This window comes from Xanthomonas sacchari (assembly GCF_040529065.1).
Taxonomy (GTDB): Bacteria; Pseudomonadota; Gammaproteobacteria; order Xanthomonadales; family Xanthomonadaceae; genus Xanthomonas_A; species Xanthomonas_A sacchari.
Window position 1 is genome coordinate 4,498,432 of sequence record NZ_CP132343.1, and the last position, 24,637, is coordinate 4,523,068.

23 protein-coding genes and 1 other RNA gene are annotated in these 24,637 nt (G+C 70.2%); 8 read left to right on the forward strand and 16 right to left on the reverse strand.

Annotated features, from left to right (window positions below; all coding sequences use genetic code 11):
• Positions 1–10: 10 nt before the first annotated feature.
• Both RAB71_RS19050 and RAB71_RS19055 read right to left on the reverse strand, forming a co-directional pair.
• Positions 11–238, reverse strand: coding sequence for a hypothetical protein (locus RAB71_RS19050; protein WP_010340432.1), 228 nt, complete (start codon positions 236–238; stop codon positions 11–13).
• Positions 239–262: 24 nt separating this feature from the next.
• A non-coding RNA gene (locus tag RAB71_RS19055) (sX9 sRNA) lies at positions 263–338 on the reverse strand.
• A 218-nt stretch (positions 339–556) separates the two neighbouring features.
• On the opposite strand from RAB71_RS19055, the gene RAB71_RS19060 reads away from it, so the two are divergent.
• The 6 genes from RAB71_RS19060 to RAB71_RS19085 all read left to right on the forward strand — a co-directional run bounded on the left by RAB71_RS19060 (position 557) and on the right by RAB71_RS19085 (position 5,520).
• Complete coding sequence (locus RAB71_RS19060) at positions 557–928, forward strand: hypothetical protein (RefSeq protein WP_010340149.1); 372 nt, start codon at positions 557–559, stop codon at positions 926–928.
• 7 nt (positions 929–935) lie between these two features.
• On the forward strand, positions 936–1,412 hold the full coding sequence (locus RAB71_RS19065) for a hypothetical protein (RefSeq protein ID WP_010340150.1): 477 nt from the start codon (positions 936–938) through the stop codon (positions 1,410–1,412).
• Complete coding sequence (locus RAB71_RS19070) at positions 1,409–1,891, forward strand: hypothetical protein (protein WP_010340151.1); 483 nt, start codon at positions 1,409–1,411, stop codon at positions 1,889–1,891. The genes RAB71_RS19065 and RAB71_RS19070 overlap by 4 nt, the downstream gene beginning before the upstream one ends.
• Positions 1,892–2,159: 268 nt before the next feature.
• On the forward strand, positions 2,160–3,272 hold the full coding sequence (locus tag RAB71_RS19075) for an AI-2E family transporter (RefSeq protein WP_010340152.1): 1,113 nt from the start codon (positions 2,160–2,162) through the stop codon (positions 3,270–3,272).
• A gap of 111 nt (positions 3,273–3,383) precedes the next feature.
• Positions 3,384–4,100 (forward strand): HAD family hydrolase, encoded by a 717-nt coding sequence (locus RAB71_RS19080; protein ID WP_010340153.1) that lies wholly within the window; start codon positions 3,384–3,386, stop codon positions 4,098–4,100.
• A 49-nt stretch (positions 4,101–4,149) separates the two neighbouring features.
• Positions 4,150–5,520 carry a M17 family metallopeptidase gene (locus RAB71_RS19085; RefSeq protein ID WP_010340154.1) on the forward strand — a complete coding sequence of 457 codons (1,371 nt, stop codon included), beginning with the start codon at positions 4,150–4,152 and terminating at the stop codon, positions 5,518–5,520.
• Between the two features lie 385 nt (positions 5,521–5,905).
• Here RAB71_RS19085 and RAB71_RS19090 read toward each other — a convergent pair whose 3' ends face one another.
• The 14 genes from RAB71_RS19090 to RAB71_RS19155 all read right to left on the reverse strand — a co-directional run bounded on the left by RAB71_RS19090 (position 5,906) and on the right by RAB71_RS19155 (position 21,708).
• On the reverse strand, positions 5,906–7,267 hold the full coding sequence (locus tag RAB71_RS19090) for a VOC family protein (RefSeq protein WP_010340156.1): 1,362 nt from the start codon (positions 7,265–7,267) through the stop codon (positions 5,906–5,908).
• Between the two features lie 383 nt (positions 7,268–7,650).
• Positions 7,651–8,241 carry a hypothetical protein gene (locus RAB71_RS19095; protein ID WP_010340157.1) on the reverse strand — a complete coding sequence of 197 codons (591 nt, stop codon included), beginning with the start codon at positions 8,239–8,241 and terminating at the stop codon, positions 7,651–7,653.
• Positions 8,242–8,379: 138 nt separating this feature from the next.
• Positions 8,380–9,138 (reverse strand): HAD family hydrolase, encoded by a 759-nt coding sequence (locus tag RAB71_RS19100; protein ID WP_040900393.1) that lies wholly within the window; start codon positions 9,136–9,138, stop codon positions 8,380–8,382.
• Positions 9,139–9,342: 204 nt separating this feature from the next.
• Positions 9,343–9,732, reverse strand: a complete 390-nt coding sequence (locus tag RAB71_RS19105; protein ID WP_010340159.1) for a hypothetical protein — start codon at positions 9,730–9,732, stop codon at positions 9,343–9,345.
• A 236-nt stretch (positions 9,733–9,968) separates the two neighbouring features.
• Positions 9,969–10,358 (reverse strand): membrane protein, encoded by a 390-nt coding sequence (locus tag RAB71_RS19110; RefSeq protein ID WP_010340160.1) that lies wholly within the window; start codon positions 10,356–10,358, stop codon positions 9,969–9,971.
• A gap of 79 nt (positions 10,359–10,437) precedes the next feature.
• Positions 10,438–10,635 carry a CPXCG motif-containing cysteine-rich protein gene (locus tag RAB71_RS19115; RefSeq protein ID WP_010340161.1) on the reverse strand — a complete coding sequence of 66 codons (198 nt, stop codon included), beginning with the start codon at positions 10,633–10,635 and terminating at the stop codon, positions 10,438–10,440.
• A 30-nt stretch (positions 10,636–10,665) separates the two neighbouring features.
• On the reverse strand, positions 10,666–11,427 hold the full coding sequence (locus RAB71_RS19120; protein WP_010340162.1) for a M15 family metallopeptidase: 762 nt from the start codon (positions 11,425–11,427) through the stop codon (positions 10,666–10,668).
• Positions 11,428–11,551: 124 nt separating this feature from the next.
• Complete coding sequence (locus RAB71_RS19125; RefSeq protein ID WP_010340163.1) at positions 11,552–12,916, reverse strand: peptidoglycan-binding domain-containing protein; 1,365 nt, start codon at positions 12,914–12,916, stop codon at positions 11,552–11,554.
• 66 nt (positions 12,917–12,982) lie between these two features.
• Positions 12,983–13,534 carry a lysozyme inhibitor LprI family protein gene (locus tag RAB71_RS19130; RefSeq protein ID WP_244170804.1) on the reverse strand — a complete coding sequence of 184 codons (552 nt, stop codon included), beginning with the start codon at positions 13,532–13,534 and terminating at the stop codon, positions 12,983–12,985.
• Positions 13,535–13,756: 222 nt separating this feature from the next.
• On the reverse strand, positions 13,757–15,667 hold the full coding sequence (locus tag RAB71_RS19135; RefSeq protein WP_010340165.1) for an XVIPCD domain-containing protein: 1,911 nt from the start codon (positions 15,665–15,667) through the stop codon (positions 13,757–13,759).
• A gap of 156 nt (positions 15,668–15,823) precedes the next feature.
• Positions 15,824–16,609 (reverse strand): hypothetical protein, encoded by a 786-nt coding sequence (locus RAB71_RS19140; protein ID WP_010340166.1) that lies wholly within the window; start codon positions 16,607–16,609, stop codon positions 15,824–15,826.
• Between the two features lie 384 nt (positions 16,610–16,993).
• Positions 16,994–17,914: a hypothetical protein gene (locus RAB71_RS19145; RefSeq protein ID WP_010340167.1), complete on the reverse strand. Its 921-nt coding sequence runs from the start codon at positions 17,912–17,914 to the stop codon at positions 16,994–16,996.
• A 113-nt stretch (positions 17,915–18,027) separates the two neighbouring features.
• Positions 18,028–18,828 (reverse strand): N-acetylmuramoyl-L-alanine amidase, encoded by an 801-nt coding sequence (locus RAB71_RS19150; RefSeq protein ID WP_010340168.1) that lies wholly within the window; start codon positions 18,826–18,828, stop codon positions 18,028–18,030.
• An 87-nt stretch (positions 18,829–18,915) separates the two neighbouring features.
• Positions 18,916–21,708, reverse strand: a complete 2,793-nt coding sequence (locus RAB71_RS19155) for a TonB-dependent siderophore receptor (protein ID WP_087943442.1) — start codon at positions 21,706–21,708, stop codon at positions 18,916–18,918.
• A gap of 342 nt (positions 21,709–22,050) precedes the next feature.
• On the opposite strand from RAB71_RS19155, the gene RAB71_RS19160 reads away from it, so the two are divergent.
• Positions 22,051–23,445: an SH3 domain-containing protein gene (locus RAB71_RS19160; protein ID WP_041499784.1), complete on the forward strand. Its 1,395-nt coding sequence runs from the start codon at positions 22,051–22,053 to the stop codon at positions 23,443–23,445.
• Positions 23,442–24,545, forward strand: coding sequence for a dipeptide epimerase (locus RAB71_RS19165; protein ID WP_010340171.1), 1,104 nt, complete (start codon positions 23,442–23,444; stop codon positions 24,543–24,545). Before RAB71_RS19160 ends, RAB71_RS19165 begins: the two co-directional genes overlap by 4 nt.
• The last annotated feature ends 92 nt before the right edge of the window (positions 24,546–24,637 follow it).

Below are 24,637 nucleotides of genomic sequence, written 5' to 3' on the forward strand. Positions count from 1 at the left end.
GCCGACGCGCTCAGTCCAGGCGCGCGGCGTAATCGTCGCGCACGTGCTGGTTGAGGTAGGTGGTGAGGCCGCGCCCAGCCGCGGCCAGGCGCTGCATCTCCATGACATGGAGCAGGCCGGGATGCTGGCGGTCGTAGCGGTAGGTGGCGCCGTCGGCGAAGCGCAGCACGATCCAGTCCGGGCCGCTGTCGTAGGCGACCACCCCGGCATGGCCGCTCCGGTTGCCGTAACGATGCATTGCGATTCCTCCGGGACTTAGAGTGGCTAACAAAACGTCACGAGCAGCCGCCAGGTGGGTGCGGACGGCGCGGAGGAACCGCAGTGTACGAGTGGTACATGAGGATTCCGAGCACCGTCCGCGCCCGCCTGGTGGCTGCGCAGTAGTTTTGTTGGCCGCTCTTGGCCGCTCGCCGGCGAGCGCCGACACTATGGCGCACTGCTTGCGGCGACGAGCTAACACCCCGTACACCCCGCCGATGGTATTGGTGTCGCCCCGTTCTGCGCAGCGTCCGCATCGGCGGACGGCAGGCCCCCAAACCCCAGAGGAGACATGCCCATGAATGCCAGCCCGACCAATACCGAGAACCTCAAGGACAACCTGAGCGAAGCCGGCGCGCACCTGAAGTCCGCGGCCAGCTACGCCGGCGACGCGATCAAGGGCGCTGCCGGTGCCGCCGGCGAGGAACTGAAGCTGGGCAAGGCCAACGTCAAGGCCGAGCTGTCCGACAGCGCCCTGTCCGGGTTGGCGGCGGCCGAGTTCGGCGGCGCGGCAGCGAAGGAGCAGGTGGACGTGCTGCTGGACAAGGGCCGCGACCTGATCGACAGCGCTGCCGAACTGATCCGCGAGCGTCCGCTGGCCTCGTTCGGCGTGGCCTTCGCCACCGGCTGGATCATCGCCAAGCTGGCGCGCAGCGGCGGCGACAAGTAAGCCGCGCGTGAGCGAAGAGCAGGCCCGCACCGACGGCGCCGCGGCAGACGCCGCGGCGGCACCGTCGCTGGAGGAATCCTTCCGCGCGCTCGGCACGGCCGGACGCGAAGGACTCACCGCCACCCTGGACACCGGCCGCGCCCTGCGCAAGCTGGTGGCCGCAGACTTCGCCCTGGCCCGTGCCGCTCTGGCGCGGGCCTTGGTGTGGATGACCGTGGCGGTGGCGTTCGGCGCCTCGGCCTGGATGTTGCTGATGGGTGCGCTGATCGCCTTGCTGCAGCGCATGGGCTGGTCGTGGCTGGCGTCGATCTCGGCCACCGCGGCCTTCAGCCTGGTGGTCACCGCGCTCGGTGCCTGGCAGGCGCTGCGCTATTTCGACATGAGCAAGCTCGACGCCACCCGCCGCCAGTTGGCCAAGCTGGGCATCGGCGGCGACGACGAGGATGGCGACGACGACATCGCCAAGCGTGAGGGCACGCCATGAGCCTGCGGCAATTGCAGCACCGTATCGCCCGCGCCGAAGCGGTGCTGGAAGGACGCCAGGAGCAGGTACGCACGCACTGGGCCACCCTGCAGCAGGTCTGGCGCGAAGGTTGGACGCCGTGGCGGATCGTCGTGGTCGGCCTTGGCACCGGCTTCCTGGTCGGGCGCGCCGAACCGGCGGCGGTGGTCGGCAAGCTCGGCGGCGCACGCTGGCTGCAGATGCTCAGCGCGGTGTCGAGCCTGATCAACGCCACCACCGCCAAGAGCGCGTCCGATAACGCCGAACGCGCCTCCGACGATGCGGAGGAGGCCGCGGATACGGCACAGGATGCGGCAGTGGATGCCGCCACCCAGACACCGCCGCCCGCCACACCGGTTCCGCCCTCCCCTGCTCGTCCGCAGTCGGTACGGCCGCCGACGGGCTCGTGCCCGGGGCACCCGGCCGCCGCGGAAGCGGCGACCGACCTGTCCGAGCGCTAGGGCGCCACGACAGGCACAGAGAGCCCCGGTGTAGGAGCGGCTTAAGCCGCGATGGGGCGTTCCCGGGAAAGCCTGTCGCGCGGCTGAAGCCGCTCCTATGACGGACTCTGCAGCCGGTGTGATGACAGCGCCGCCACGCCGCGCGCACGCGGCGGCCACGCGGTCTTGATACCGCGCCGGCCACGATCGGCCTACACTTCGCTTCCTTTCCGACGCCGCTCGGCGCGTGCACTGCGGCGCGCGGCGCGGCCACCGCATCGCAGGTTCGATGAGCACAGTTCCCGATCCCGCGGCCGTCGCCGACGACGCGCCGCACGGCACCCTGCCGCCGCCGCCCGCACCGCGTCCGCGCGGACCGGTCTCGCTGGTGGTGCTGGCCACCCTGGCGGTCTGCTATACCCTGTGGGCCGCGCAGGACGTGATCCTGCCGATCCTGCTTTCAGCCTTCTTCGCCCTGGTCGGCAACCCGATCCTGCGGGTGCTGCAACGGCTGTATCTGCCGCGCTTCCTGGCCGCGCTGCTGGTGCTGCTGTCGGGCATGGCGGTGGCGACGACGCTCACCGTGCAGCTGGCCGGCCCCGCCGCCGAGTGGGCGCAGCAGGCGCCGGCGCAGCTGCGCCACCTGGCCACCCAGGTGCGCGACCTGACCAAGCCGATGCAGCAGGCCAACCAGGCCGCGGAAAACTTCGCGCGCGCCGCCGGCGGCGAGAGCGGCCGCCGCGTGCAGGTGATCCGCACGCAGATGGACGATCCGTACAAGGCACTGGTGCGGACTCCGCGGCTGGCCGCCTCGGCGCTGGCCGTGGTGCTGCTGACGTTCTTCTTCATGGTGTTCGGCGAGAACCTGCAACGCCATGCGATCGCATTACTCCCCAGCCGCCAGCAGCAGAAGTTCACCACCGAGATCCTGCGCTCGATCGAACGCGAGGTCTCGCGCTACGTGTTGACCATCACCGTGATCAACACGCTGGTCGGCCTGATCTTCGCCGGCATCCTGATCGTGCTGAAGATCCCGCCGCAGGAAGCGCTGCTGTGGGGCACGGTGGTGGCGCTGCTGAATTTCGCGCCCTACGTGGGGCCGCTGATCGGCGCGGTGCTGATGCTGCTGATGGGCTTCGTCGCCTTCCGCGACCCGCTGAGCGCGGCGCTGCCGGCGATCCTGTACCTGGCCCTGCACACCCTGGAAGGTCAGGTGGTGACGCCGATCGTGCTCGGCCGGCGCATGGCGATCTCGCCGCTGATGCTGATCCTGGCGCTGATGCTGTTCGGTTGGCTGTGGGGCATGATCGGCCTGCTGCTGGCGGTGCCGCTGCTGGTGTGCATCAAGATGGTGCTGGCGCGGGTGGAGGGCATGCAGCGCTGGGCACGGCTGCTTGAGTGAGACGTGATTCGGGAGTCGGGATTGGGGATTGGTGGAAGCGCGCGGGTACTGTCTACCGGGCACGGCCATGGTAGGCCTGGGCGCTTGGCGTAAAATGCGCCGGTGACTTCCATGCCCTCCTTCCCCGTCCGCGCGATCACGCTGGATCTGGACGACACCCTGTGGCCGTTCGCGCCCATCGGTGCGCGCATCGAGCAGGTGCTGCACGACTGGCTGCTGCAGCACAGCCCGGCCACCGCCGCGCGCTTCCCGGTCGCGGCGATGCGGCAACTGCGCGAAGAGGTGTTCGCCGCGAACCCGCACCTGCATCACGACCTCAGCGAACTGCGCCGGCTGACCCTGCGCCGCGCGCTGCACGAGAGCGGCGCCGATGCCGCCCTGCTGGAGCCGGCCTATGCGGTGTTCCATGCTGCGCGCAACCAGGTGGAGTGCTACCCGGACAGCATCGCCGCGCTGGAGCGCATCGCCGCGCGCGTGCCGGTGGTGGCGCTGAGCAACGGCAACGCCGACCTGGCCACGATCGGCCTGGACCACCATTTCGCCTTCCAGCTCAGTGCCCGCGAACACGGCGCGGCCAAGCCGGACCCGGGCATCTTCCGCGCCGCCTGCGCGCGCCTGGGCCTGCCCTGCGCGCAGGTGCTGCATGTGGGCGACCACATCGAGATCGACGTGGTCGGCGCGATGCAGGCCGGCCTGCGCGGCTGCTGGATCAACCGCGACGCGCAGGCCTGGCATCCGCCGACCCCGCCCGACCTGCACTTCGACACCCTCACCGGCCTGGCCGACTGGCTGGACGCGACCCAGCCGGCCGCCGCGGCGCGCGCCTGATCCGCGCGCCCTCGCCCGCCGGTCCTCTCCCCCTTCCAAGGATCCGCTGATGTCCCTGCCGACCGGCTTCACCGACGCCTCCACTCACGCCCTTCCGCTGTACGTGCTCGACCGCGAACACCTGGCCGAATGGCGCGCGGCGCAATCGCCGGCCTGGGTGGCGTGGATGGATACCCAGCAATTCATGGCCGCGCCGGGCAGCGTGCTGCTGCTGCCGGGCGCCGACGGCGTGGCCGCGGCGGTGCTGGGCGTCGGCGATCGCGGCGATGCGTATGCCTATGCGCATGCGCCGTTCGCGCTGCCGGCCGGCAGCACCTGGCAGGTGGAAACGGCACTGGACGCCGACACGCTGGCGGCACTGCACCTGGGTTGGGGCCTGGGCAGCTACCGCTTCGCCCGCTACAAGCAACCGCCGCGGCTGCCGGCGCAGTTGCTGGCCACGCCGCAGGCCGAAGTGCGCGACCTGATCGCGGCCAGCCTGCGCGTGCGCGACTGGGTCAACACGCCGACCGAGCACATGGGGCCGGAGCAACTGGAAGAGGCCGCACGCGCGATCGCGCAGGAACACGGCGCGCAGTTCGAGAGCATCGTCGGCGACGCGCTGCTGGAGCAGAACTTCCCTGCGATCCACGCGGTCGGCCGCGCCTCGCACCGCGCGCCGCGGCTGCTGGTGCTGCGCTGGGGCGAGGAAGCGCATCCGCACGTGGCGCTGGTCGGCAAGGGCGTGTGCTTCGACACCGGCGGCCTGGACCTGAAGCCGGCCGACGGCATGCGCAACATGAAGAAGGACATGGGCGGCGCCGCACACGCGCTGGCGCTGGCCGGGCTGGTGATGGCGCAGCGCCTGCCGCTGCGGCTGACCGTGCTGCTGCCGGCTGTGGAAAACGCCGTCGGCCCGAATGCGTTCCGCCCGGGCGAGGTCATCGCCACCCGCCAGGGCACCAGCGTGGAGATCGACAACACCGACGCCGAAGGCCGCCTGGTGCTGTGCGATGCGCTGGCCTATGCCGGCGAGCAGCGACCCGACGCGATCCTGGATTTCGCCACCCTGACCGGTGCGGCGCGCATCGCCCTGGGTCCGGATCTGCCCGCGCTGTTCTGCAACGACGACACGCTGGCGCAGGCCTGGATCGCCGCCGGCGAGCGCACTCGTGACCCGGTCTGGCGCATGCCGCTGTGGCGTCCTTACCTGCGCTATCTCACCAGCTCGGTCGCCGACCTGGCCAACGCCGGCTCACGCATGGCCGGCGCGGTGACCGCGGCGCTGTACCTGGAGCGTTTCGTCCCGGCGCGGCAGGCCTGGGCACACCTGGACGTGTACGCCTGGAACGACAGCGACCGCCCCGGCCGCCCGGCGGGTGGCGAAGCACTGGCGCTGCGTTCGGCGTATGCCATGCTCAAGGCACGTTACGCGGGGTAAGTCGCGTTCGATGCGGCTGTGCGGCCGAGGTCGCGCAGGCTGGCGCTGCTGCGCCGGTGGCTAGGCAACAGCACGCGGTTCATTGCCGCGCATGCATCTCGCGCAGGGCTACTGCGGATGCGATGCGGCAGTGTGCGGCTTGGTCGCCTTCGGATGCCGTCGGGACTGAAGTCCCTCCCACCGTGTCTCCGTCGCGCCGGCCGCTCCCTCGTAGGAGCGGCTTCAGCCGCGACGCGCGGTGGTGTGAGGGTCGCTATCTTCCAAGACCGTCGGGACCAAAGTCCCTCTCACGTTGCACCGCCATATCGGTCGTGTGCGTGGGGCGACACGACGAGGGGAAACCGCTGTTGCGATTCCCCACTCCCCATTCCCCATTCCCCCCGCCTCAACCCGCCAACGCCGCCAGCGAATCGCGCTCGATACCGGCGTAGATCGCGAACTCGTCGTGCACCGTCGCACCCAGTGCCTGCTCGAACGCGGCGCGGTTGGCGTGTGCGGCGTAGGCGCGCTGTTCGCCGCCGCCGAGATTGGACTGGAAGATGCCGGCGGCGCTGACCGGCAGGAAATCCTCGTAGACGATCGGATCGGCACTGGCCAGGCCATCGGCGATCAGCGCTTCGGCCGGCTTGCCGGCCAGGGCCGCGGCGCCCGCGGCGCGACCGGCGTCGGTGAGGGCATAGCGGAAGTAGCCCAGGCCCTCGCGGCGCAGGGTGGCGTAATCGTCGGGGAAATCGGTGAACGCGGCCTGCAGGCGCGTGGCGTAGTCGGCACCGGCGCTGCCGTCGGCCGCGCGCGCGCGTTCCAGCAGCGCGTCGTACAGCGCGCGGCCCTTCGGCGTCAGGGCCAGGCCGCGCTGCTCGATCTCGCCGAACCGCGCGGTGTGGGTGCCGGCCTCGGCGCCGTCCGCGCCCGCCGGGAAGCGTACGGTTTCCTCCAACGCCTTGAAGCTGGTCTGGCGCAACAGGATCGGGCAGGCGCGGCGCGGCGGGCCTTCGATCACCGCCTTGGCGTCGATGCCCCGGCGCAGCATCTCCGCCTGCGCGGCATCGATGTCCAGGGTGCGCGGGGTCAGGTGGTTGATGTGCGGGCCATGGAAACTGACCACGTCGGCGATCAGCTTGTGCGCCTCGCTCAGCGCGCGGTAGGTCGGCAGGCTCACGGTGGCATCGCTGTGCCAGCGGAAGGTTTCCAGCGCCTCGGCGACGAAGCGCTGCGCATCGGCCTCAACCAGGCCGCCGTCGCGTTCGCATTGCGCGATCAACGCGAGCGCGCCGTCGGTGAAGATGCGCCGCTTGGCGAGGATCTGCGCGGCCTGTTCGCGCAGTGCCGGGTCCTCGATCAGCTCCAGGCGCAGCAGCGAGGTGAACACGCGGAATGGATTGCGCGCCAACGCTGCGGCGTCCAGCGGACGGAACGCGGTGGAGTGCACGGGCACGCCCGCCACCGACAGGTCGTAGTAGCCCACCGGCGCCATGCCCATCACCGCGAACAGGCGGCGCAGCGTGGCCAGTTCCTCGGCGGTGCCGACACGGATCGCGCCATGCCGCTCCTGGTCCAGACGCGCGCGCTCGTCGTTGCGCTGCAGTTGCGCCTCCAGCGCCGGGTCCGCGGCCAGGGTCTGCGCATTGACCTGCGCCACCAGCTCCATCAGCGTGCCGTACAGCGGCACCTCGGTGCGGTACATGTCGGACATGGCCTGCGCGAACAGGCTGCGGATAGCGTCAGGCGAAACGAAGGCGTTGGTCATCGGGCGGTCCGGAGCAGCGGTGGCGCCGGCGGCAGGACCGGCAGAACGCCTATTCTCGCGCCGTGGCGGCGGCGCGGCCAGTGCGGATGAATGCGCGGCGCGTATCGGTGCGGCACGGAAGCGGCCTGCACCGCTGCCTCCTTCTCCCGCCGGGAGAAGGTGCCCCGCAGGGGCGGATGAGGGTCCGGGCGCAGCCTCGTGCACCCAAACTGCGTGAGGCGCTGCGCGCCCCGACCCTCACCCCCAACCCCTCTCCCGGGGGGAGAGGGGCTAGGCGTGCGCTGACGTTGATGCATACATGTCCTGCAGGGCAACGGGACGTTCGCGCAACCGCTTGGGCGACCGTGCAGGCGGCCGCTCTGTGTCGTTGTGCTCCCCCGCGCTTATTGCGTACGCGTGGATCCGTCCTGGGACTGCGCCGCGGCGCGGTCGCGGGCGGCGCGGTCGCCCAGTTGCCGGCGCAACAGCGCGTCCAGCACGATCGGCCGATCCCAGTGGTCGTAGCTGGCGACGATGGCATGGCGCAGCGCGCGGTAGGCCAGCGAGCCGGGCGGCGCGTCCAGGCCGCTCGCCACCGCCGCCCAGCCTGCCGGAGCGCCGGCCGCGGCGCGTGCGCGCACTACCTCACGGTACGGCTGTCCCGCGGCCTTGGCCAGGAATGCGGCGACATAGACATCGCGCGGCGGCCAGCGCCGGTCGCGCAGCAGGACCTCGGCATAGCCGCGCGGCATCTGTGCGTAGCGCACGACCTCGTCGAGGAAACTGTCGGGGTAGCGCGCGGCGTAGCGGTCGATGTCCAGCAACTGGCGATCGATCCAGGCATCGTCGGTGCCGGGCACCTCGACCGGTGCCGCATCCCCACCCTCGGAGGCAGGGGCGCGCGCGGGCGCCGCCGCCCCCTGCGCCAGCGCCGGGCCGGCAGCCAACAGGGCGGCGCACAGGAACAGACCGGCAGGAGACGGAAGCAGACGCATGCGTCGATTCTGCCGGAGACAGTGGGCGCTGTCAGCGCGGCACGCTGGCAGGGATGCACACCGCGGGCTCGGCGGTGTCGCGGCTGCAGCCGCTCCTACGCGACAAAGCCAGACGCCGCCGCCTGGCGCGGCACTGGCTCAGCCCCGCTGCAGGCCCGCCGCATGCCGGTTGAGATCCGCCACCGCCTGCGGCCAGTCCGCGGCCGCGGCCACTTCGCGCAGGCGCGGCTCGTCGGCCGACAGCCCGTGCTCGGCTTCGTGCGCCCAGGTGGTTGTGTACGGCGTATGGATGCCCCAGCCGCCGAGCGCGATCACCGGCTCCACGTCCGAGCGCAGCGAGTTGCCGATCATCACGAAGCGCTCGGCGCCGATGCCGAATTCGGACAGCACCTTGGCGTAGGTCTGCGGGTCCTTCTCCGACACCACCTCGATACGCGGGAACAGGTCGCCCAGACCGGACTGCGCGATCTTGGCTTCCTGGTGGAACAGGTCGCCCTTGGTGATCAGCACGATCTCGAACTCGGCGGCGATCGCGGCCACCGCTTCGCGCACGCCGGCGATCACCTCCACCGGATGTTGCAGGGTGGCGCGGCCGATCTCGACGATGCGCCCGATGTCGCGCGCGGAAATACGCGCCTCGGTCAGCTCGATCGCCGCCTCGATCATCGACAGGGTCATGCCCTTCACGCCATACCCGAAGACCTTGAGATTGCGGCGCTCCACCGACAGCAGGTGCTGCAGGGTGCCGCTGTCGTGCAGGTCCAGGTACTGGCCGAGGATGGCTTCGAACGCGGCCTCGGCGCCGCGGTAATAGTCCTCGCTCTTCCACAGGGTGTCGTCGCCGTCGAAACCGACCAAGGCGATGGGAGAGGAGCGCAGAGCGGTGGGCGTGGGCATCGTCCAAGCATAGCAGCGCCGCACAGACGGCCGTAGGACATGCGGCGCCGCATCCCATACAAACGCACGACGGCGGCCCGAGGGCCGCCGTCGTGTGGGTGGAGCGCATTGCGCGCAACTGGCGCGCATGTGGTCATCGCTTCGGTCCCGGCGGGCGGTGCGCGTCCTCATCGCCGCGCCACCGCCGCGCCGGTCCCGCTCCCGTTACTGGCCGCCGTTGCTGTCGCTGCCGGTGCTGCCGCCGGTGGCCGCACCGCCCTGCTGCTTGGCGACGTAGGCCTTGTATTCGTCCGGGGTCAGCTTGCCGTTATGGTCGGCGTCGGCCTGGGCGAAGATCTGGCTGAGGCCGGCGTTGACCTGCGCCTCCTGCTTGCTGATGGCGCCGTCCTTGTCGGCGTCCACGTCGGCCCAGGTCTGGGCGCCGCCCGAGGCCGCACCGGCCTGTCCGCTCTGGCCGGTGGCGCTGGTGGACGACTGCGTCTGCGCCTGCGCGGCGGCGTCTGCCTGCGCATCCTGGGCGAAGGCCGGCAGGGCCAGCGCGGCGGCGAGAATGGCGGCGGTACCGATCAGCGGGGTGCGGGTGCGGATGTTCATGGGTGGATTCTCCTTGACGTTCGGTTTGGCTCTCGGTGTGGCATGTCCGGTCGATTCCGGAACACGGCCCTACCGTGCCCACCTCAGACTGAATCCATTCCCTGTCGAAAATCGCCGCAAAACAGATCGTTAACCACGGCGCTCCTGCGGCGCGCTACCGCACTGGTTAGGATTCCGTCAGCAAGCAGTAAGGCGTCCATTCGAGACGTTTGGATTGCAGAAAGAAAACGTCTGTTTCAGCGTGTTTCGTGACCATCGTCGCCGGCGTTTTCGCTTGAACGCGCCCTGAACACGATCCACGCCAAGGCCACGCCGGACAACGCGCCGGCCACCTCCAGCACCACCCGCGAACCCAGTTCGTCCGGATCGTGGATGCTGGCCAGGGCGATGCGCGCGTACAGCGGCGACTCCAGGCGCACGATGCTGGTGTAGAACAGGTTCCAGCAGTCGATGCCGGCCGACACCGCCACCGCGATCAGGCACGCGCCGCCGAGTTGCTGGCCCTCGGACCAGCCCAGCCGCCGGCCCAGCCACTGCCACAGCGCATACACCAGAAAGCCGACCGCCAAGGCGATCAGCCCGGCTTCCAGGGAGCCCAGCAGGCCGAAGTGCAGCGGCAGGTTCATCGGGTGTCCTCGGTCGGCAAGGACGCAAGTCTAGAGGCTGTCGCGCATCGGCGTACGAGACACCGCGCCGGCGCGCGGATCAACTGGCGTTTTCGGCGATCGCGCTCACCACCGGCGCGCCGTCCTCGTCCCAGCGCACCGTCATCAGCATCGGCTTGCAGCACACCTGGCAGTCCTCCACGTACTGCTGCACGTCCACCGACGGATCCAGGGCGACATCGATCCATTCGCCGCAGTAAGGGCATTGCAGGTCGACGAACTGGTGGGTACCGGTCATGCGTGGGTCCGTGGCGAGGGTGAGGCGCTGCTAGCGCACCGGCACGTCGAAGGCGACGCCGGGGCTTGGCTCGGGCTGGAAGGTGTAGTGCCACCATTCCATCGGGTAGTTGACGAAGCCGCGCACCGCCATCGCCTTCAGCAGTTGCTGACGATGCGCGCGCTGGGTGGCGTCGATGGCCGGCGTGTCGGTGTGCGCGCTGAGGTCGAAGAAGTCGAAGCCGGTGCCCATGTCCAGCGCGCGGCACGCGCCCTGGCGGCAGTCCAGCAGGCCCAGGTCGACGGTGGCGCCGCGGCTGTGGCCGGAGTGTTCGGCGATGTAGTCGCCGAGCAACACGCCCTTGTCGAGCTTGGGGTAGTAGCGCGCCTTGGCCACCTGGTCCTGCGGATCGCGCGCCCAGGCGACGAAGGCGCGGACCGAGCGCTGCGGCCGGTAGCAATCGAACACCTGCAGGCGGTAACCCTTGGCCTGCAGGTCGCGTTGCACCTGCGCCAGGGCCTTGGCCACCGGCGCCAGCAGATAACACTTTGGTGCGTCGTAGCCGGGCACCGGGCCGCCGGTGAAGTTGTCGTGGCCGGCGTAGCGGATGTCCATCGCAATGTCCGGCGCCAGCGTGTGCACGTCGACCAGTCCCGCCTGTTCCGGCGTGGTCGCCGGCGAAGTGGTGGGCTCGGCGGCGAGCGCGGCAGGCGCGACGACGAGCGCGAGCGCCAGGCCCACTGCGCGCAGTGCGCCAGGCCGGGCCCAGGTGCGCGAGGAACGGTGGTAGTCGGAGCGGCGGTCATGCGACATGTACGCAGCATAGGCTATGGCCGCGGCCGCTGTCCTGCCGCGCGCCTGCAACGACACGCGATGCGAACTGCGTAATGCATGGCGGCCAGCGGCGCGTGCCGATGGCCGCCCTGCGCAGCGCGACTCAGCGCCCGGGCGTCTGCGCCTGGGTCTGGGTACGCTGCTGGTCCTGCACCTGCCGCTCCTGCGCCTGGCGCTGGGTCTCGGCCGCCAGCTGCTGCTGGCTCTGCTCCAGCGGCACGGCCGCCGCCTGCTGGCGGTCGACATAGGCGCGATGCACGTCGTGCGCGTTCTCCGGATTGCGCTGCACGGCGATCATGCCGCGGCCATCGGTGCTGGCGACCAGGTCGTCGATGCGCGACATGCCGCTGACCTTGGCCTCGAACGCCAGCTGCCCGGCCGCCCGCTGCATGGACTCGCGGTCGCCGTAGCCACCGTTGTGCCCCTGCTTTTCCAGCTGTGCGACCGCTTGATCGAACAGCGGACTGTCGCGCCGCATCTGCTCCACGCCCTGCTGCCGCTGCACGCTACGCTCGATCGCGGCCAGCGTCTCCGGGCCGGCCTTGCCGTCCACACCCTTCAGGTGCTGGTCCTGCTGGAACTTCTCCACCGCCGCTTCGGTCTTCGGCCCGTAGGTGCCGATCGCATCCTTGGCCTCCAAGTAGCCGAGCGTGGCCAGTTTCTCCTGCAGGCCCTTCACCGCCTCGCCGTGCGCATTGCGCGCCAGCACGCCGTTGTGCGCGGCCGGCTCGCGATGGCCGTCGTGCGGCTTCGGCGCGTTGTGCCCGTCGCGCTGCTCGCCGGGCTTGGCGACGGTCTTGCCGAGGTCGGCCAGCTTGAGCAGGTCGGCCTTTTCGTTCTCGGCGCGGTTCTGCAGCGAGTCCAGGGTCTTCTGCTTGTGCACGCGCGGGAACAGCTCCTTGACGTGCTCGGCCTTGTAGTCCTGCACCGCGCTGACGATCTCCTTGTCGGAAATCTTGGACAGGTCGGCCTGCTTGCCGAACTTCTCCTCCATGGCGCGCAGGAACACGCCGGAGCCGCCGGGCTTCTTGTCGCTGCCGGGCCCGTACTGGACCGCGGTACTCCACATCGCATCCTGCACCGCCGGGCCGCGGTCGGACAGATCCAGGCCCTTGTCCTTGAGCCGGTCGACCAGTTTGTCGAAGTGGGTGCGCTTGATGTAGTCGTGCTGTTCCTGGCCGAAGCCGGGATCGGTCTTGGCCAGTTCCTTCCACTTGGCGCTGAACGCGTCCGAGCCCGGCTTGAGGCCGGCGAAGTCGTCGCTGTACTTACTGTCCTTGACGAAGGCGGCGACGGTGCCGCCGTTGATGACCTTGCCCTCGCGGGTGGTGGTCTGCGAGGTCATCTGGTACGAGCCGTAGGACACGCCGCCCGGGTCGTCGACGCCGGAGGACACGGTCGACGCGCCGCGGCCACCGGTCTCGTAGTGCTTGGAGGTCTGGCCCAGTTCCCAATCCTTGTCGCTCATCGCGTTCTCCTTGGCAGGACGCGCGGCGTGGAAGGCGCCGCGCGTCAGGGTTCACTACAGGGGTGGTCAGTGCGCTTCGAGTTCGTCGGCGCGGCGTGCAGTCATTTCCAGCCGACATTCGGCCGCATCCACGCGCTCGGCCTGGCCGCCGTCCGGATCGGCGACGCACTTGTCGTCGCGCTCGGCGATCCACTTGCGCTGCCGCTCGCGCAGCGCGTGTTGCTCGGCCTCGCTCAGTTTGGCCATCGCCGCCTTGTAGGCGGTGTTGAGGCGCTGGTCCTGGTAGGCGTGTTCGTCGGAAATGCAGTCCAGCATCGCCGGGGTCGCGCCGCCGGCGGCGGTGATGCAGGTGTCGTAGGACGGTCGCAGCACGGGGGAATCTCCTGAAGCGGTGGAAGGGCTGGGTGCCGCAGCCGGTGCAGACGGCGTGGCCGCGCCCGCGTCGGCCTGGGTACCGGCAGCGTGCGCGGCGACAGGGGACGTGGCGGCCGCAGCGTCCGCCGCCGAAGCGGCCGGCGCCTGCGTCTGGCTGGGCGTGGAAGACGGCGCACTGCACGCGGCGGCGGCCACGCACAGCAGCAGCAGGGAGGAGCGTTGGAACGCCTTGGCGATGGTCATGGTCGGAATGCATCCTTGTCGTTTGCGCGAGCGGGAAGGCGAGGTTCTAATCGATCGTTGCGCACGCTGTCCATCGCGCGCGGCAATGGGCAGTGATCGTGTTTGGCCGGCGTTGGGCAATGTCGCGTCGGCGCATGCACGGTGGTCTTGCGCAGCGATCGACATCTCCGCGCACGACCGCCGCCGCACAATGCGCGACGGCGATCGTTGCCGCGAGGCCGATCAGCGCGGCGACTGGGTCTTTTCGCGCTGCGGGTCGGGCTGCTGCGCCTGCTCCTGCGCCTGCCGCTGGGTTTCGGCGGCCAGTTGCTGCTGGCTGCGCTCCAGCGGCACCGCCGCGGCCTGCTGCCTGTCCACGTAGGCGCGATTGACGTCGTGCGGATTGTCGGGGTTGCGCTGCACGGCGATCAGGCCGCGGCGATCGCCACTGGGCACCAGGTCGTCGATGCGTTGCATGCCGCTGACCTTGGCCTCGAACGCGACCTGGCCGGCGGCGCGCTGCATCTCTTCGGCGCTCTTGAAGCCGCCGTTGAGGCCCTGCTTCTGCAGGTGCTCCATCGCCTGCCTGTACAGCGGGTTGTCGGCCAGCGTCGCCGCGTCGGACTTGGCCTGCGTCGGCTGCCTGGCGATCGCCTCCAGGGTGGCCTTGTCGGCGATGCCGGTCGCCGCCAGGCCCTTCTCGCGCTGCAGGTTGGCGACCACTTCCTTGGTGCGATCGCCGTAGTAGCCGGTGCCGCTGAGCAGCTTGCCCTGGTCGTCCTTGATGCCCAGTTCGATCAGGCGCTGCTGCATCGCCTTGACGTCGGCGCCCTGCTCGCCCGGCTTCAGCGCCGTGCGCGGCTCCTGCGCGCCCTGCGTCTGCGCCTGGGTCTGCTGGCGGTCCTGCAGCAGGTCGCGGCCCTTGGCCAGCGGATCGGAGGCGAACAACTTGGCGTTGTGATGCGTGGCCAGGTAGTCGTCCAGCGGCATGGTGTTGACGCCCTTGCTGCCGGTGGACTGGCTGACCAGCAGTTCGCCGCTCTTGGGATCGCGCACGACCATCATGATGTGGTCGATGCCCTTCCAGTGCTCGTGCGCGGTCTTGCCCGAATCCACGCCGATGACCATGCCTTCCTTCAACGCGCCGGGCTTGAACACGTCCTTGCCCTCCAGCAGCACGCCGGAGCTGTCGTAGGCCTTCTTGACGATCTCGCCGGAGCCGGTCATGCCCTGCACCAGCATGTCCTTCTGGGTGAACACATCGCGGCCGGCCTTGCGGTTGATCTCGTTCATCGTCGCGTTCTGCAGCTCGGTCACCCAGCCGGAACAGTCGATGTAGCCCTGCGCCAGATGCTTGCCGTCCACGCCGGGGTGGTAGTACTTGCTGCTCTTGACGTTGATCGCGTACTTGACGTCGTCGTGCTTGACGCCCAGGTCGTAGGCGGCGGTCAGCGCGATGCCGTCGTGGCCGCCCTGCTTGCCGCCTGCCTGCGCTGGCGTGCGCGCGGCCGCCGGCGCGGCCTGGCCCTCGGCGAGCGGCTTGATGCCCTTTTCCGGGATCGCGATGTGGTCGTACTTGGCGTCCCAGTACTTCACGAAGGCCTTGGCCATGTCCTGGTCGGACAGCTTCTTGAAGTCGGCCAGCGAGGTGCCGGTGTAGGCCTGGAACTGGCGCGCGCCCTGCGCGTCCTTTTCGCCGGGCACGTTGTTGAGGATGTTGGCGCGGGTGCCCTTCAGCTCGAAATGGCCGGTGGCGATGGCGGCCTGGATCGAGCGGTAGCCGCCGGCGCCCTGCTGGTGGGCCATGTACATGTCCAGGCCGTCGGGCTGCGCGTTGCCGGACAGGTAGGGGCGGCCGTCGCGCTCATGCTGGCGGGTCAGGCTGTTGCGGTTGTCCTGGTACATGCGCGCGGCGGCATCGGTGTTGGCCACCGCATCGAGTTCGCGGCCACGGATACCGTAGGCGCTGGCGGCGCCGGGCGTGAACTGGAACAGGCCCTTGGCGCTGTTGGGACCGCGACTGGCCTGCTCGTCGAAGCGGCCGCCGGTTTCGATGTAGGCGAAGCGCATGAAGTCGTCGACCGGAATCTGCCGCTGCCTGGCTTCCCGCTCGATGATGTCGAGATTCTCTGCCTTGGTGGTATCGCGTGCCATCTCGTGTAACTCCTTGAGGTTGAGGTACGGCCATCGCGGCCGCCTGGGTCAACCGAGCTCGTCCATGAGCTTGTTAGTGCGCGGTCAACAGAACGATTGCGTACTGCGGAACATCGGGTGCTGCGTCCAACGGCGCACCGCCGCGCGCCGACGGGGTCATGCGTCGGGCATGGGCCGGTACTGGCCGCTGTCCGGGTCGTAGGCGTACTGCAGCACGTCGCTGCCATCGAGCAGGCGTGCGCGACCGGGACCGGCGATGGCGGTGCCGTGCAGCGCCACCCGCAGCGCCGGCATGGGCTGGCCGGGCAGCGCCTGGAATTCCAGGGTGCCGGTGCTGGACACGTGCGGCACCACGCCATCCGGATCGCTGGCCGCCTCGTTGTCCTCGCCGGCCGCGACCGTGCCGCAATAGACCCAGCTGCGGTAATCGCCGAGGTCGTGCCGGTTCGGATCGAACACGAACAGCGCGAAGCCGGCCTCGGTGATGCCATTGCCGAAGCGGGTGGTGGGCATGGCCAGCAGCAACCGGCCGTCGCCCAGCGCATGCTGCTGCGGCGCGCGGCTGGTATCGAACGCATCGGCGCGCGCGTAGGCGCCGAAGCTGCCGATGTAGCGCTGCGCGTGCAGCACCATCCACGGCCGCTCGCCGCCGGGCGTGGTCAGCAGGAAGGTGGCGGCACCGAGCGAGACGCCCTCGCCCGGGTTCGGGAAGGTTTCCGTATCGTCGATGCCGTAGTGGCCCGGCGTGGCGTAGCTGAAACCGGTGTAGTACTGCTTGCCGTCCAGCTCGACATGCTGGCCGCCCCAGAAATTCACCACGGCACCGTTGTCGATCTCGTAGGACACGGCGCCATCGCCGTCCCAGCCGTAGATCAGGTACAGCACGCTGCCCGCATCGGGTGGCACTTCGGGAGCGGCGGCGCGCTTGTTGTCGTTCGACATGTCCAGAACATCCTGTATTCGGTGAAGAAGCCGAGGGAGCCCACCCGCACCGCCCGCCACGCCCTGCTGCCGCGTGCGCCATGGCGCAGACGCGCATGGCACGGACGCGACGCCCCGGCACGGACGATGCTGCCGGCAGGCGCGAGTTCGGACGGAACGACGGTGACGTGCACTGCGGCCCCGAGCAGGGGCGGTGATGGCGGTCGCGCATGGCAAACCGCACGCCGGCAATCCACACCGGCATTTTCGGGCGAGTGCAGCATCCCATGCCGCTCGCGAATGACTCGCCTGATCATCAGGCCCCGTGGGGCGCATCTTAAACCAGGTCCCGCGCCCGAAACCACCGCCGCCGCGCGCGCCGCGCACACGTCCCTCGCCGTCCGTTCAGCGGTCCAGCGGCGGGGTGTACTGCTGCTTGGCGGGGTCGTAGGTGTAGGTGACTGCGTCGGCCGGGCCCAGCGTGCGGACCTTGCCCGGCCCTTCCACCGCCGTGCCCTGCAGGGCGATCCGCAGCGACGGCACGTTACCGCTGGCCGGCGGCACGAAGCTCAGCGTACCGGTGCTGGTGGCGCACTTCATGGTGCCCTGGTCGTCGCAGGCGGCGCTGTTGTCCTCGCCGGCGGCGACCGTGCCCAGGTACACCCAGCCCTTGTAGTCGCCCAGGTCGTTCTTGTTCGGGTCGAAGGTGAAGATGGCGAAGCCGGCACTGGTGATGCCGTCGGCAAAGCGGGTGGTCGGCAGCGCCAGCAGCAGGTGGCCGTCCTGGGTGGTGGTGCTCTGCGGCTTGCGCTGTTCGTCCAGGGTGTCGGCCTTGCCGTCGGAGCCGAAGTCGCCGGCCCAGCGCTGCGCGTGGAACAGGGTCCAGGTCGGTTTGCCGCCGGCGCTGTCGAGCACGTAGGTGGCCTGGCTGATGCTGACGGTGGCGGCCGGATCGGGCATGTCCTGGTCGCCGCCCTGGTCGCCGGGCTTGGCGTACTTGCCGCCGGTGGCGTTGGCGAACCCGGTGTAGTACTGCTTGCCGCCGAGGTCGAAGCGATAGCCGTACCAGAAGCTGGCCACCGCGCCGTTGTCGATGGCATAGGACGCCGAGCCGTCGCCCTTGGCGCCGTAGATGTCGGCCAGCACCTGGCCCGGCGCCGGCACCTCGGCGGCGGCCGGCTGTGCCGCCGCGTTCGTGTCGGCAGGCGCTGCCGGCGTGCTCGCCGTTGCCGGGGTCTGCGCCGTGGGCGCATCGGCGGTCTTGTCCTTGCACCCGCCCAACAGCAGGAAGGTGGCCGCCCACAGGGCCGTGGTTCCTCGCCTCATCGCACTGCGTCCTTTGGAGTCCGTTGGCGCGCGATGCTACCAAGAACCGCGGCGGCGCCAAGTGACAGGCGTGCACGCAGCCAAGACCGACGCTGGCGCCGCAGCGCGCCGGCTCAGGACGCGTCCGGCTCCATCGCCGGGACCGGCTGCGGCCGCGCCAGCAGCGGCTGGGTCAGCGCGTACAGGATACGCAGGTCTTCGGCGTCGAAGTCGGTGGCGTCGTTGCCGCGGTAGTGGTGGTGGAAGGCACGCAGGGTCGCGGCGCGGTCGTCCACTGGATAGCCGATCAGCGCCAGCGCCTGCCACGGATCGAAGCCGGGCGGCGCCGGCGGCGTGTCGGCGGCCGGCCAACGGCCGAAGCCGGCCTCGGCCAGTCGCTTCCACGGGAACAGAGGGCCCGGGTCGACCTTGCGCGAGGGCGCGAAGTCCTCGTGCCCGACCACCTGGGTGCGCGGGATGCGCAGGCGCGTGCACAGGTCCTCGAGCAGGACCAGCAGGCTGGCGATCTGTTCCTGCGCGAACGGGGTCTTGCCGTCGTTGTCCAGTTCGATGCCAATCGAGGCGGAGTTGATGTCGGTGATGGTGCCCCAGCGTCCGGCGCCGCCGTGCCAGGCGCGGTCCTGGTCGGCGACCAGTTGGTAGCGTGTGCCGTCGCGGCCGATCAGGTAGTGCGCGCTGACTTTGCCCTTGCTGTTGTGCGAGCGCAGCGTGTCCAGGCTCTGCTGCACCGAGTGCTGGTCGGTGTAGTGGATGACGATCAGGATCGGTCGGCGCGCGTCGTAGTTCGGCGACGGCACCCAGGTGGCCAGCGGATTGCGCTGCGGCGCGTGCGCGCAGGCCCCGAGCAGCGCCAGCGTGCCCAGCAACAGCAGCCGGCGCACGGCGGACAGGGATGGCACGGGAACGCGGGTCATGGACACATCCTGGTCGGGGACGCACAAGCGTACGCAATCGGTGCGGCGGGAGCGTGCAGGCGCACGTCGGCGCTCACCGCCGCGCGCTCAGAAGCGGTAGTTGAAGTTGACGGCCCACTGCCGCCCGATCGCGCTGTACACCCGCGGGAAGTACGGCCAGGTGGTGTAGGTGTCGTCGCGCGGGTGCAGCGCGTCGAACACGTTGAGCACGCTCAGGCCGATGGTGGCCTTGTCGGTGATCTGCTTGGCGAGGTCGAGGTTCCACACCAGGTAGGGCGCCACGCGGCCGCGTTCGGCGTAGTCGGGGCGCGAGCCGTAGCGGTAGCCGTACACGCTGGCCGACCAGTCGCCGCGGCTCCAGTTCGCACGCCAGTTGCTGCGCGTGCGGAACGCCAGGTAGTCGACGTCGTTCATCACGTCCACCGGCTGCGCGCCGGCGAACTGCGCCACCTCCATCCGCAGCACCCGGGTCAGCCCGCCCTGCAGGCCGAGCGTGCCCCAGGCGCCGAGGTCTAGGTCGTAGCGCAGGCTGGCGTCGATGCCGTCGGTGCGCATCAGCGACTGGTTGATCGGGAAAGTCTTGAACGCGGTGATCTGGCCTTCGCTGGTCAGGTCGGTGCCGGGGCTGCGCGTGACCGCGTCCAGGTAGAAGCGGCAGGCCGCCGAGGCGGTGTCCACCGCGGCGCCGGCACGGTCGCGGCCGAGCAGGCAGTTGGCGTTGTTTTCCAGCAGGGTTTCGCTGGAAATGGCCTCGACCCGGCCCTTGAGTTCGATGCGGTAGTAATCGACGCTCAGCGACAGCGCCGGCAGCGCGTCCCACACCGCGCCGAGCGTGGTCGACTTGCCGGTCTCCTCGCGCAGCAGCGGATTGGAGGCCTGGGTGGAGAAGGTCTGGTACTCGTGCGCGCTCGCGCAGGCCGCCGACAACGGATCCAGGCCGTCGCGGCGGCACAGGTATTCGTCGACCACGGTGGGGTTGTTGGCGCTGGTGCCAGCGTAGATCCACAGCAGGTCCGGCGCGCGGAAGCTGGTGGCATGGCTGCCGCGCAGCAGCAGGGTGTCGAACGGGCGCCACTCCAGGCCGGCCTGCCAGGTCGCCGCGCCATCGACCGCGGTGATGTCGTCGTAGGCGTCGTAGCGCGCGGCCAGGGTGGCGCTGAGCCGGCTGGCGATCGGCACGCGCAGCTCCAGGCCGGCCGCGTAGCGCTTGCGCGGGCCGCCACCGGGGGTCTGGGTGAGGTTGTAGATGCGCTCGCTGCCGGTGTAGCCGACCGTGGTGCGCGGATCGGGCTGCAGGTCGTAGGTCTGCCGGGCGGCTTCGAGCACGGTGGCGATCTGCACCATGCCCGCCGGCAGTTCGAACAGGTCGCCGCTGACCACGAACTGAGCCTGGTCGGTGGCCGATTCGCCGCGGCTGACCACTTCGGTGGTGAGCTGCTGGTACAGCGCCGGGCTGCCGGGCGCGAACAGCCGGTCCGGGCGCACGCGGCGGATTTCGGTGCCGTCCGGCCGATAGCCCAGCACAGGCCCGAAGTAGTAATCGCGCACCGCATTGGTGAGGAAGCGCGGGCGCCGCGTGGTGATGTCGTAGCGCGACAGCGACACGCTGGCATCCCAGTCGAAGCGCCCACCGAAGGCCTTGCCGCGCACGCCGGCGTTGAGGTTCCAGCTGCGCTCGTCGTAGTCGATGGTCTTGATCCCGCCCACCTCGTCCGGCAGGAAGATGCGCTGCGCGGTGACCAGCCCCAGGTCCGGATCGTAGGCGGTGAACGCGCCTTCGCCGATGTAGTAGTGGGTCTGGCTGGAGCTCTTGTCCTGCGAGCGGTTGGCCAGCAGTTGCGCATAGGCGACCACGTCGTGGCCGAGCTCGGCATCGCCGGCCAGGTAGGCCGAGGTCTTGCCATAGCCGTTCTGCACCGAGCGCCCGGCGTAGTAGTCGAAGGCGCCGCAGCGGTTGGGCGCGGCAAGGCTGTCGCTGGTGCGGTAGGGACGGAACGCCGGATTGGTCGCGGCGCAGGCCGCGGCCAGCGCCTGCGGCGAGGTCGACAGCGCGCCCGCCTGCGGCCACAGATAGGTGTTGCCTTGGCGCAGGTACACGCCGGAGATCGACACGTTGGGCGAGCTGGGGTCGGCCTTGTTGGCCGGATGGTCGTCGTAGGAATCCATGAAGCTGCGCTGGCGCGCCACGATGGGTTCGCGGTCCAGCCGTTCGAAGGCGTAGGTGACACTCCAGCCGTCGCCGCGGCGCCCGCCGCTCCACTGCAGTTGCCCGGTATCGCCGCCGCCACGGGTGGTGGTGCCGGCGCGCACGCGCAGGCTGTCGCCCTGAAAATCGCGCTTGGTGATGATGTTGACCACGCCGGCGACCGCGTCGGAGCCGTAGATGGCCGAGGCGCCACCGCTCATCACTTCGATGCGCTCCACCGCCGCCGCCGGAATGCTGCCCAGGCTGACCGCGGTACCGTTGGCGCCGTAGGGCTGCGGATAGTCGGCCATGCGCTTGCCGTTGAGCAGGATCAGCTGGTAGCCCGGCCCCAGCCCGCGCAGGTTGAGGTACTGGCCGTTGGGCGAACTGCCGGTCTGGTCGCTCTCGTTGAAGGTGCTACCGCTGAACTGGGTCAGCGTGCCCAGCGATTCCCACACCGTGGCGAAGCCCTGCTTGCGGATGTCCTCGGCGGTGATGACGGTGACCGGCGCCGGACCTTCCACCTGCGCGCGGGCGATGCGCGAGCCGGTGACCAGTACCGCATCGAGATCGCGCGGCGTCGCCACCTGTTCCTGCCCCAAGGCCGCCGCTGGCGAGGCCGCGGCCAGCGTCGTCAGCGCGGCCAGCGCCACGCGCACGGACCGCAAGGGAAAAGGACGACGGACGATTCGCATGGGCACGCGGCTCTCCTGCATGGCGCGGGTGGATGGCGCGAACGCCGCGGGCGCGGCTACCGACGAGCGCCTGTCCCTGGCGTCCACGCACATGGCGATGGCGCGTGCACGGCACGCGGCCATCGTGTTGCGGGTCCTGCATCTTGCCGAGCGGACGCGGCGCTGCCGTGCGCTGCCTGCACGTTCCCCAGCGCCATCGCCACGCTTCCCCTGTGCAGTCGGGTGTAACACGCGCTCGCAAAACCTGTCAACGCAGTGCCTTGACAGAAAAAAACCGGGACTCGAAGATCCTGGCGTCGGCGCGACGCATGCGCCGGCCTTCTTTCCAGACAGCGGGATGCCATGATCACGATGCGCGGCCTGTGCCTGTTGCTCGCCGTAGCGGCGAGCGGCGGCATCGCATCAGCACGCGCCACCGACGCCATGCCGCTGCAGGCACCGCCGGCGCAGTTGCAGGCCGAACACTGGATCGCACGGCTGCCGGCGGCGTCGCCGCCACTACTGCAGGCGACGCAGCGCGCCGCGTTCAACGCCCGGCTGCTGCGCGACGATGCGTCGATGCACGACCTGGCCGCACTGCCGACGCAACTGCCCGCCGCGCAGGTGCGCGCGCAGATTCTGGCGCTGTCGGCGCCGCCGACGCGCACGCTCTACGACACCCAGGGCGCCGTCCTCGACGCCGCGCGCCTGCAGGCGCTGCAGCACGCGCTGGCGCTGGAGGCGCTGCTGGCGCAGGTGCAGCCGCGTTACGCGCTGGTGGTGCAACGCGCCGACCTGCGGCGTTTTCCCACCGCCGAGCGCGTGTTCAGCGACCGCGACGATCGCGACATCGACCGCTTCCAGGAATCGGCGCTGTATCCGGGCAGCGCGGTGGCGATCCTGCACGCCAGCGCCGATGGCCAGTGGCTGTTCGTGCTGGCGAACAACTACGCCGCGTGGATCGCCCGCGACCGCGTGGCCGAGGGCGACCGCGCCAGCGTGCTCGCCTACGCGCAGCGCACGCCACGGCTGCTGGTCACCGGCGCACGCGCGGCCACCGTGTTCACCCCGGAACTGCCGGCGGCCTCGCAGGTGGTGCTGGACATGGGCAGCGCGCTGCCGCTGCTGCGCGGCTGGCCGCCACAGAACAGTGTCAACGGCCAGTCGCCACTGGCCGCCTACGTGGTGCAGTTGCCGCTGCGCGACCGCGACGGACGGCTGCAACTGGCGCCCGCCCTGGTGCCGCGCGGCGCCGACGTCGCCGAGGCGCCGCTGCCGGCCACGCCGCAGATGCTGCTGCAGCAGGCGTTCAAGTTCCTCGGCGAGCGCTATGGCTGGGGCAACAGTTACGACGCGCGCGACTGCAGCGGCTTCGTCGTCGATCTGCATCGCAGCCTCGGCATCGAGCTGCCGCGCAACACCGGCGATCAGGCGCGCAGCCCCGCCCTGACATCGGTGCCCTACACCGCCACTGACCCGCTGCCGCAGCGGCGGCAGGCATTGGCGCAACTGCGCGTGGGCGACCTGGTGTACATCCCCGGTCACGTGATGCTGGTGATCGGTCACGAGAATGGTCAGACCTGGGTGATCCACGACGTGGCCGGCGCCAGCTACCGCGACGCCGCTGGCCGATTGCAGCGCGTGCGCCTCAACGGCGTGTCGGTGACGCCGCTGGAACCGCTGCTGCTCGGCGACGGCACGCCCTTCATCGACCGCATCACCCGCATCCAGCGCCTGCGCGCGCCGACCGCCGAATGAAGATCACCGAGATCCGCCTGGGCATGCTGCGCGTGCCGCTGAAGACCCCGTTCAAGACCGCGCTGCGCGCCGTGCAGGCGATCGAGGACGTGGTGGTCATGGTCCACACCGACGACGGCCGGATCGGCCATGGCAGCGCACCGGCGACCCCGCCGATCACCGGCGACACCCATGGATCGATCATCGCGGCGATCGAACGCTGCCTGGCGCCGCGCCTGATCGGCGAGGACATCGCCGACCTGCAGCGCCTGCGCGGCCTGATCCAGGGCGCGCTGGAACACAACAACAGCGCCAAGGCGGCGCTGGAGGTCGCCGTGCACGACCTGTGGGCGCAGCTGCATGATGCGCCGCTGTACCGCCTGCTCGGCGGTGGCACCCCGCACCTGACCACCGACCTCACCATCAGCGTGAATGCCGTGGACACGATGGTGGCCGACGCACTGTCGGCGCTGGCGCGCGGTTTCGTGGCACTGAAGATCAAGATCGGCACCGATCTGGCCGAGGACATCGCACGGGTCAAGGCGATCCACGCCGCGGTCGCCGGCCGCGCGCAGCTGCGGCTGGACGCCAACCAGGGCTGGACGCCGAAGCAGGCGGTGCAGGCGATGCATGCGCTGGAGCGCGCCGGGGTGACGCTGGAACTGCTGGAGCAGCCGGTCAAGGCCGGCGACGTCGATGGCCTGCAGTACGTGACCGAGCGCGTGCAGACCCCGGTGATGGCCGACGAGAGCGTGTTCTCGCCGGCGCAGGCCATCGCGCTGCTGCAGCGGCGCGCGGCGGACATCGTCAACATCAAGCTGATCAAGGCCGGCGGCCTGTTCAACGCGCTGCGCATCGCCGACATCGCCGCGGTGTACGGGGTGCCGTGCATGATCGGCTGCATGCTCGAATCGAGCATCGGTGTGGCCGCGGCGGCGCACCTGGCGGTGGCGCGCGCGGACGTCATCACCAAGGTGGACCTGGACGGCCCGTCGCTGGGGGCGTTCGATCCGGTGGTGGGCGGGGTGCAGTTCGACGAGGCACAGATTCGCATCGGCGAGGCGCCGGGGCTGGGGATTCGCGAGATCCAGGGGTTGGAGCTGTTGCCGCGGTCGGTGTAGGGATGGCGCTGTGTCGTGCGTGGCGCCAGGCGCGCTGCGCCATACGGCGAAGAGCGGCGCCTGGCTGCACTGGCGGACACGAAGGCCGATTC

Excerpts from the sequence above, each read along its gene's own strand:
- RAB71_RS19050 (WP_010340432.1), bottom strand. The coding sequence starts at position 238 with ATGCATCGTTACGGCAACCGGAGCGGCCATGCCGGGGTGGTCGCCTAC.
- RAB71_RS19100 (WP_040900393.1), bottom strand. The coding sequence starts at position 9,138 with ATGCCCACGCCCACCGCTCTGCGCTCCTCTCCCATCGCCTTGGTCGGT.
- RAB71_RS19060 (WP_010340149.1), top strand. The coding sequence starts at position 557 with ATGAATGCCAGCCCGACCAATACCGAGAACCTCAAGGACAACCTGAGC.
- RAB71_RS19105 (WP_010340159.1), bottom strand. The coding sequence starts at position 9,732 with ATGAACATCCGCACCCGCACCCCGCTGATCGGTACCGCCGCCATTCTC.
- RAB71_RS19115 (WP_010340161.1), bottom strand. The coding sequence starts at position 10,635 with ATGACCGGTACCCACCAGTTCGTCGACCTGCAATGCCCTTACTGCGGC.
- RAB71_RS19085 (WP_010340154.1), top strand. The coding sequence starts at position 4,150 with ATGTCCCTGCCGACCGGCTTCACCGACGCCTCCACTCACGCCCTTCCG.
- RAB71_RS19150 (WP_010340168.1), bottom strand. The coding sequence starts at position 18,828 with ATGACCCGCGTTCCCGTGCCATCCCTGTCCGCCGTGCGCCGGCTGCTG.
- RAB71_RS19165 (WP_010340171.1), top strand. The coding sequence starts at position 23,442 with ATGAAGATCACCGAGATCCGCCTGGGCATGCTGCGCGTGCCGCTGAAG.
- RAB71_RS19120 (WP_010340162.1), bottom strand. The coding sequence starts at position 11,427 with ATGTCGCATGACCGCCGCTCCGACTACCACCGTTCCTCGCGCACCTGG.
- RAB71_RS19155 (WP_087943442.1), bottom strand. The coding sequence starts at position 21,708 with ATGCGAATCGTCCGTCGTCCTTTTCCCTTGCGGTCCGTGCGCGTGGCG.
- RAB71_RS19130 (WP_244170804.1), bottom strand. The coding sequence starts at position 13,534 with ATGACCATCGCCAAGGCGTTCCAACGCTCCTCCCTGCTGCTGCTGTGC.
- RAB71_RS19160 (WP_041499784.1), top strand. The coding sequence starts at position 22,051 with ATGATCACGATGCGCGGCCTGTGCCTGTTGCTCGCCGTAGCGGCGAGC.
- RAB71_RS19095 (WP_010340157.1), bottom strand. The coding sequence starts at position 8,241 with ATGCGTCTGCTTCCGTCTCCTGCCGGTCTGTTCCTGTGCGCCGCCCTG.
- RAB71_RS19140 (WP_010340166.1), bottom strand. The coding sequence starts at position 16,609 with ATGTCGAACGACAACAAGCGCGCCGCCGCTCCCGAAGTGCCACCCGAT.
- RAB71_RS19090 (WP_010340156.1), bottom strand. The coding sequence starts at position 7,267 with ATGACCAACGCCTTCGTTTCGCCTGACGCTATCCGCAGCCTGTTCGCG.
- RAB71_RS19110 (WP_010340160.1), bottom strand. The coding sequence starts at position 10,358 with ATGAACCTGCCGCTGCACTTCGGCCTGCTGGGCTCCCTGGAAGCCGGG.
- RAB71_RS19070 (WP_010340151.1), top strand. The coding sequence starts at position 1,409 with ATGAGCCTGCGGCAATTGCAGCACCGTATCGCCCGCGCCGAAGCGGTG.
- RAB71_RS19125 (WP_010340163.1), bottom strand. The coding sequence starts at position 12,916 with ATGAGCGACAAGGATTGGGAACTGGGCCAGACCTCCAAGCACTACGAG.
- RAB71_RS19075 (WP_010340152.1), top strand. The coding sequence starts at position 2,160 with ATGAGCACAGTTCCCGATCCCGCGGCCGTCGCCGACGACGCGCCGCAC.
- RAB71_RS19135 (WP_010340165.1), bottom strand. The coding sequence starts at position 15,667 with ATGGCACGCGATACCACCAAGGCAGAGAATCTCGACATCATCGAGCGG.
- RAB71_RS19145 (WP_010340167.1), bottom strand. The coding sequence starts at position 17,914 with ATGAGGCGAGGAACCACGGCCCTGTGGGCGGCCACCTTCCTGCTGTTG.
- RAB71_RS19080 (WP_010340153.1), top strand. The coding sequence starts at position 3,384 with ATGCCCTCCTTCCCCGTCCGCGCGATCACGCTGGATCTGGACGACACC.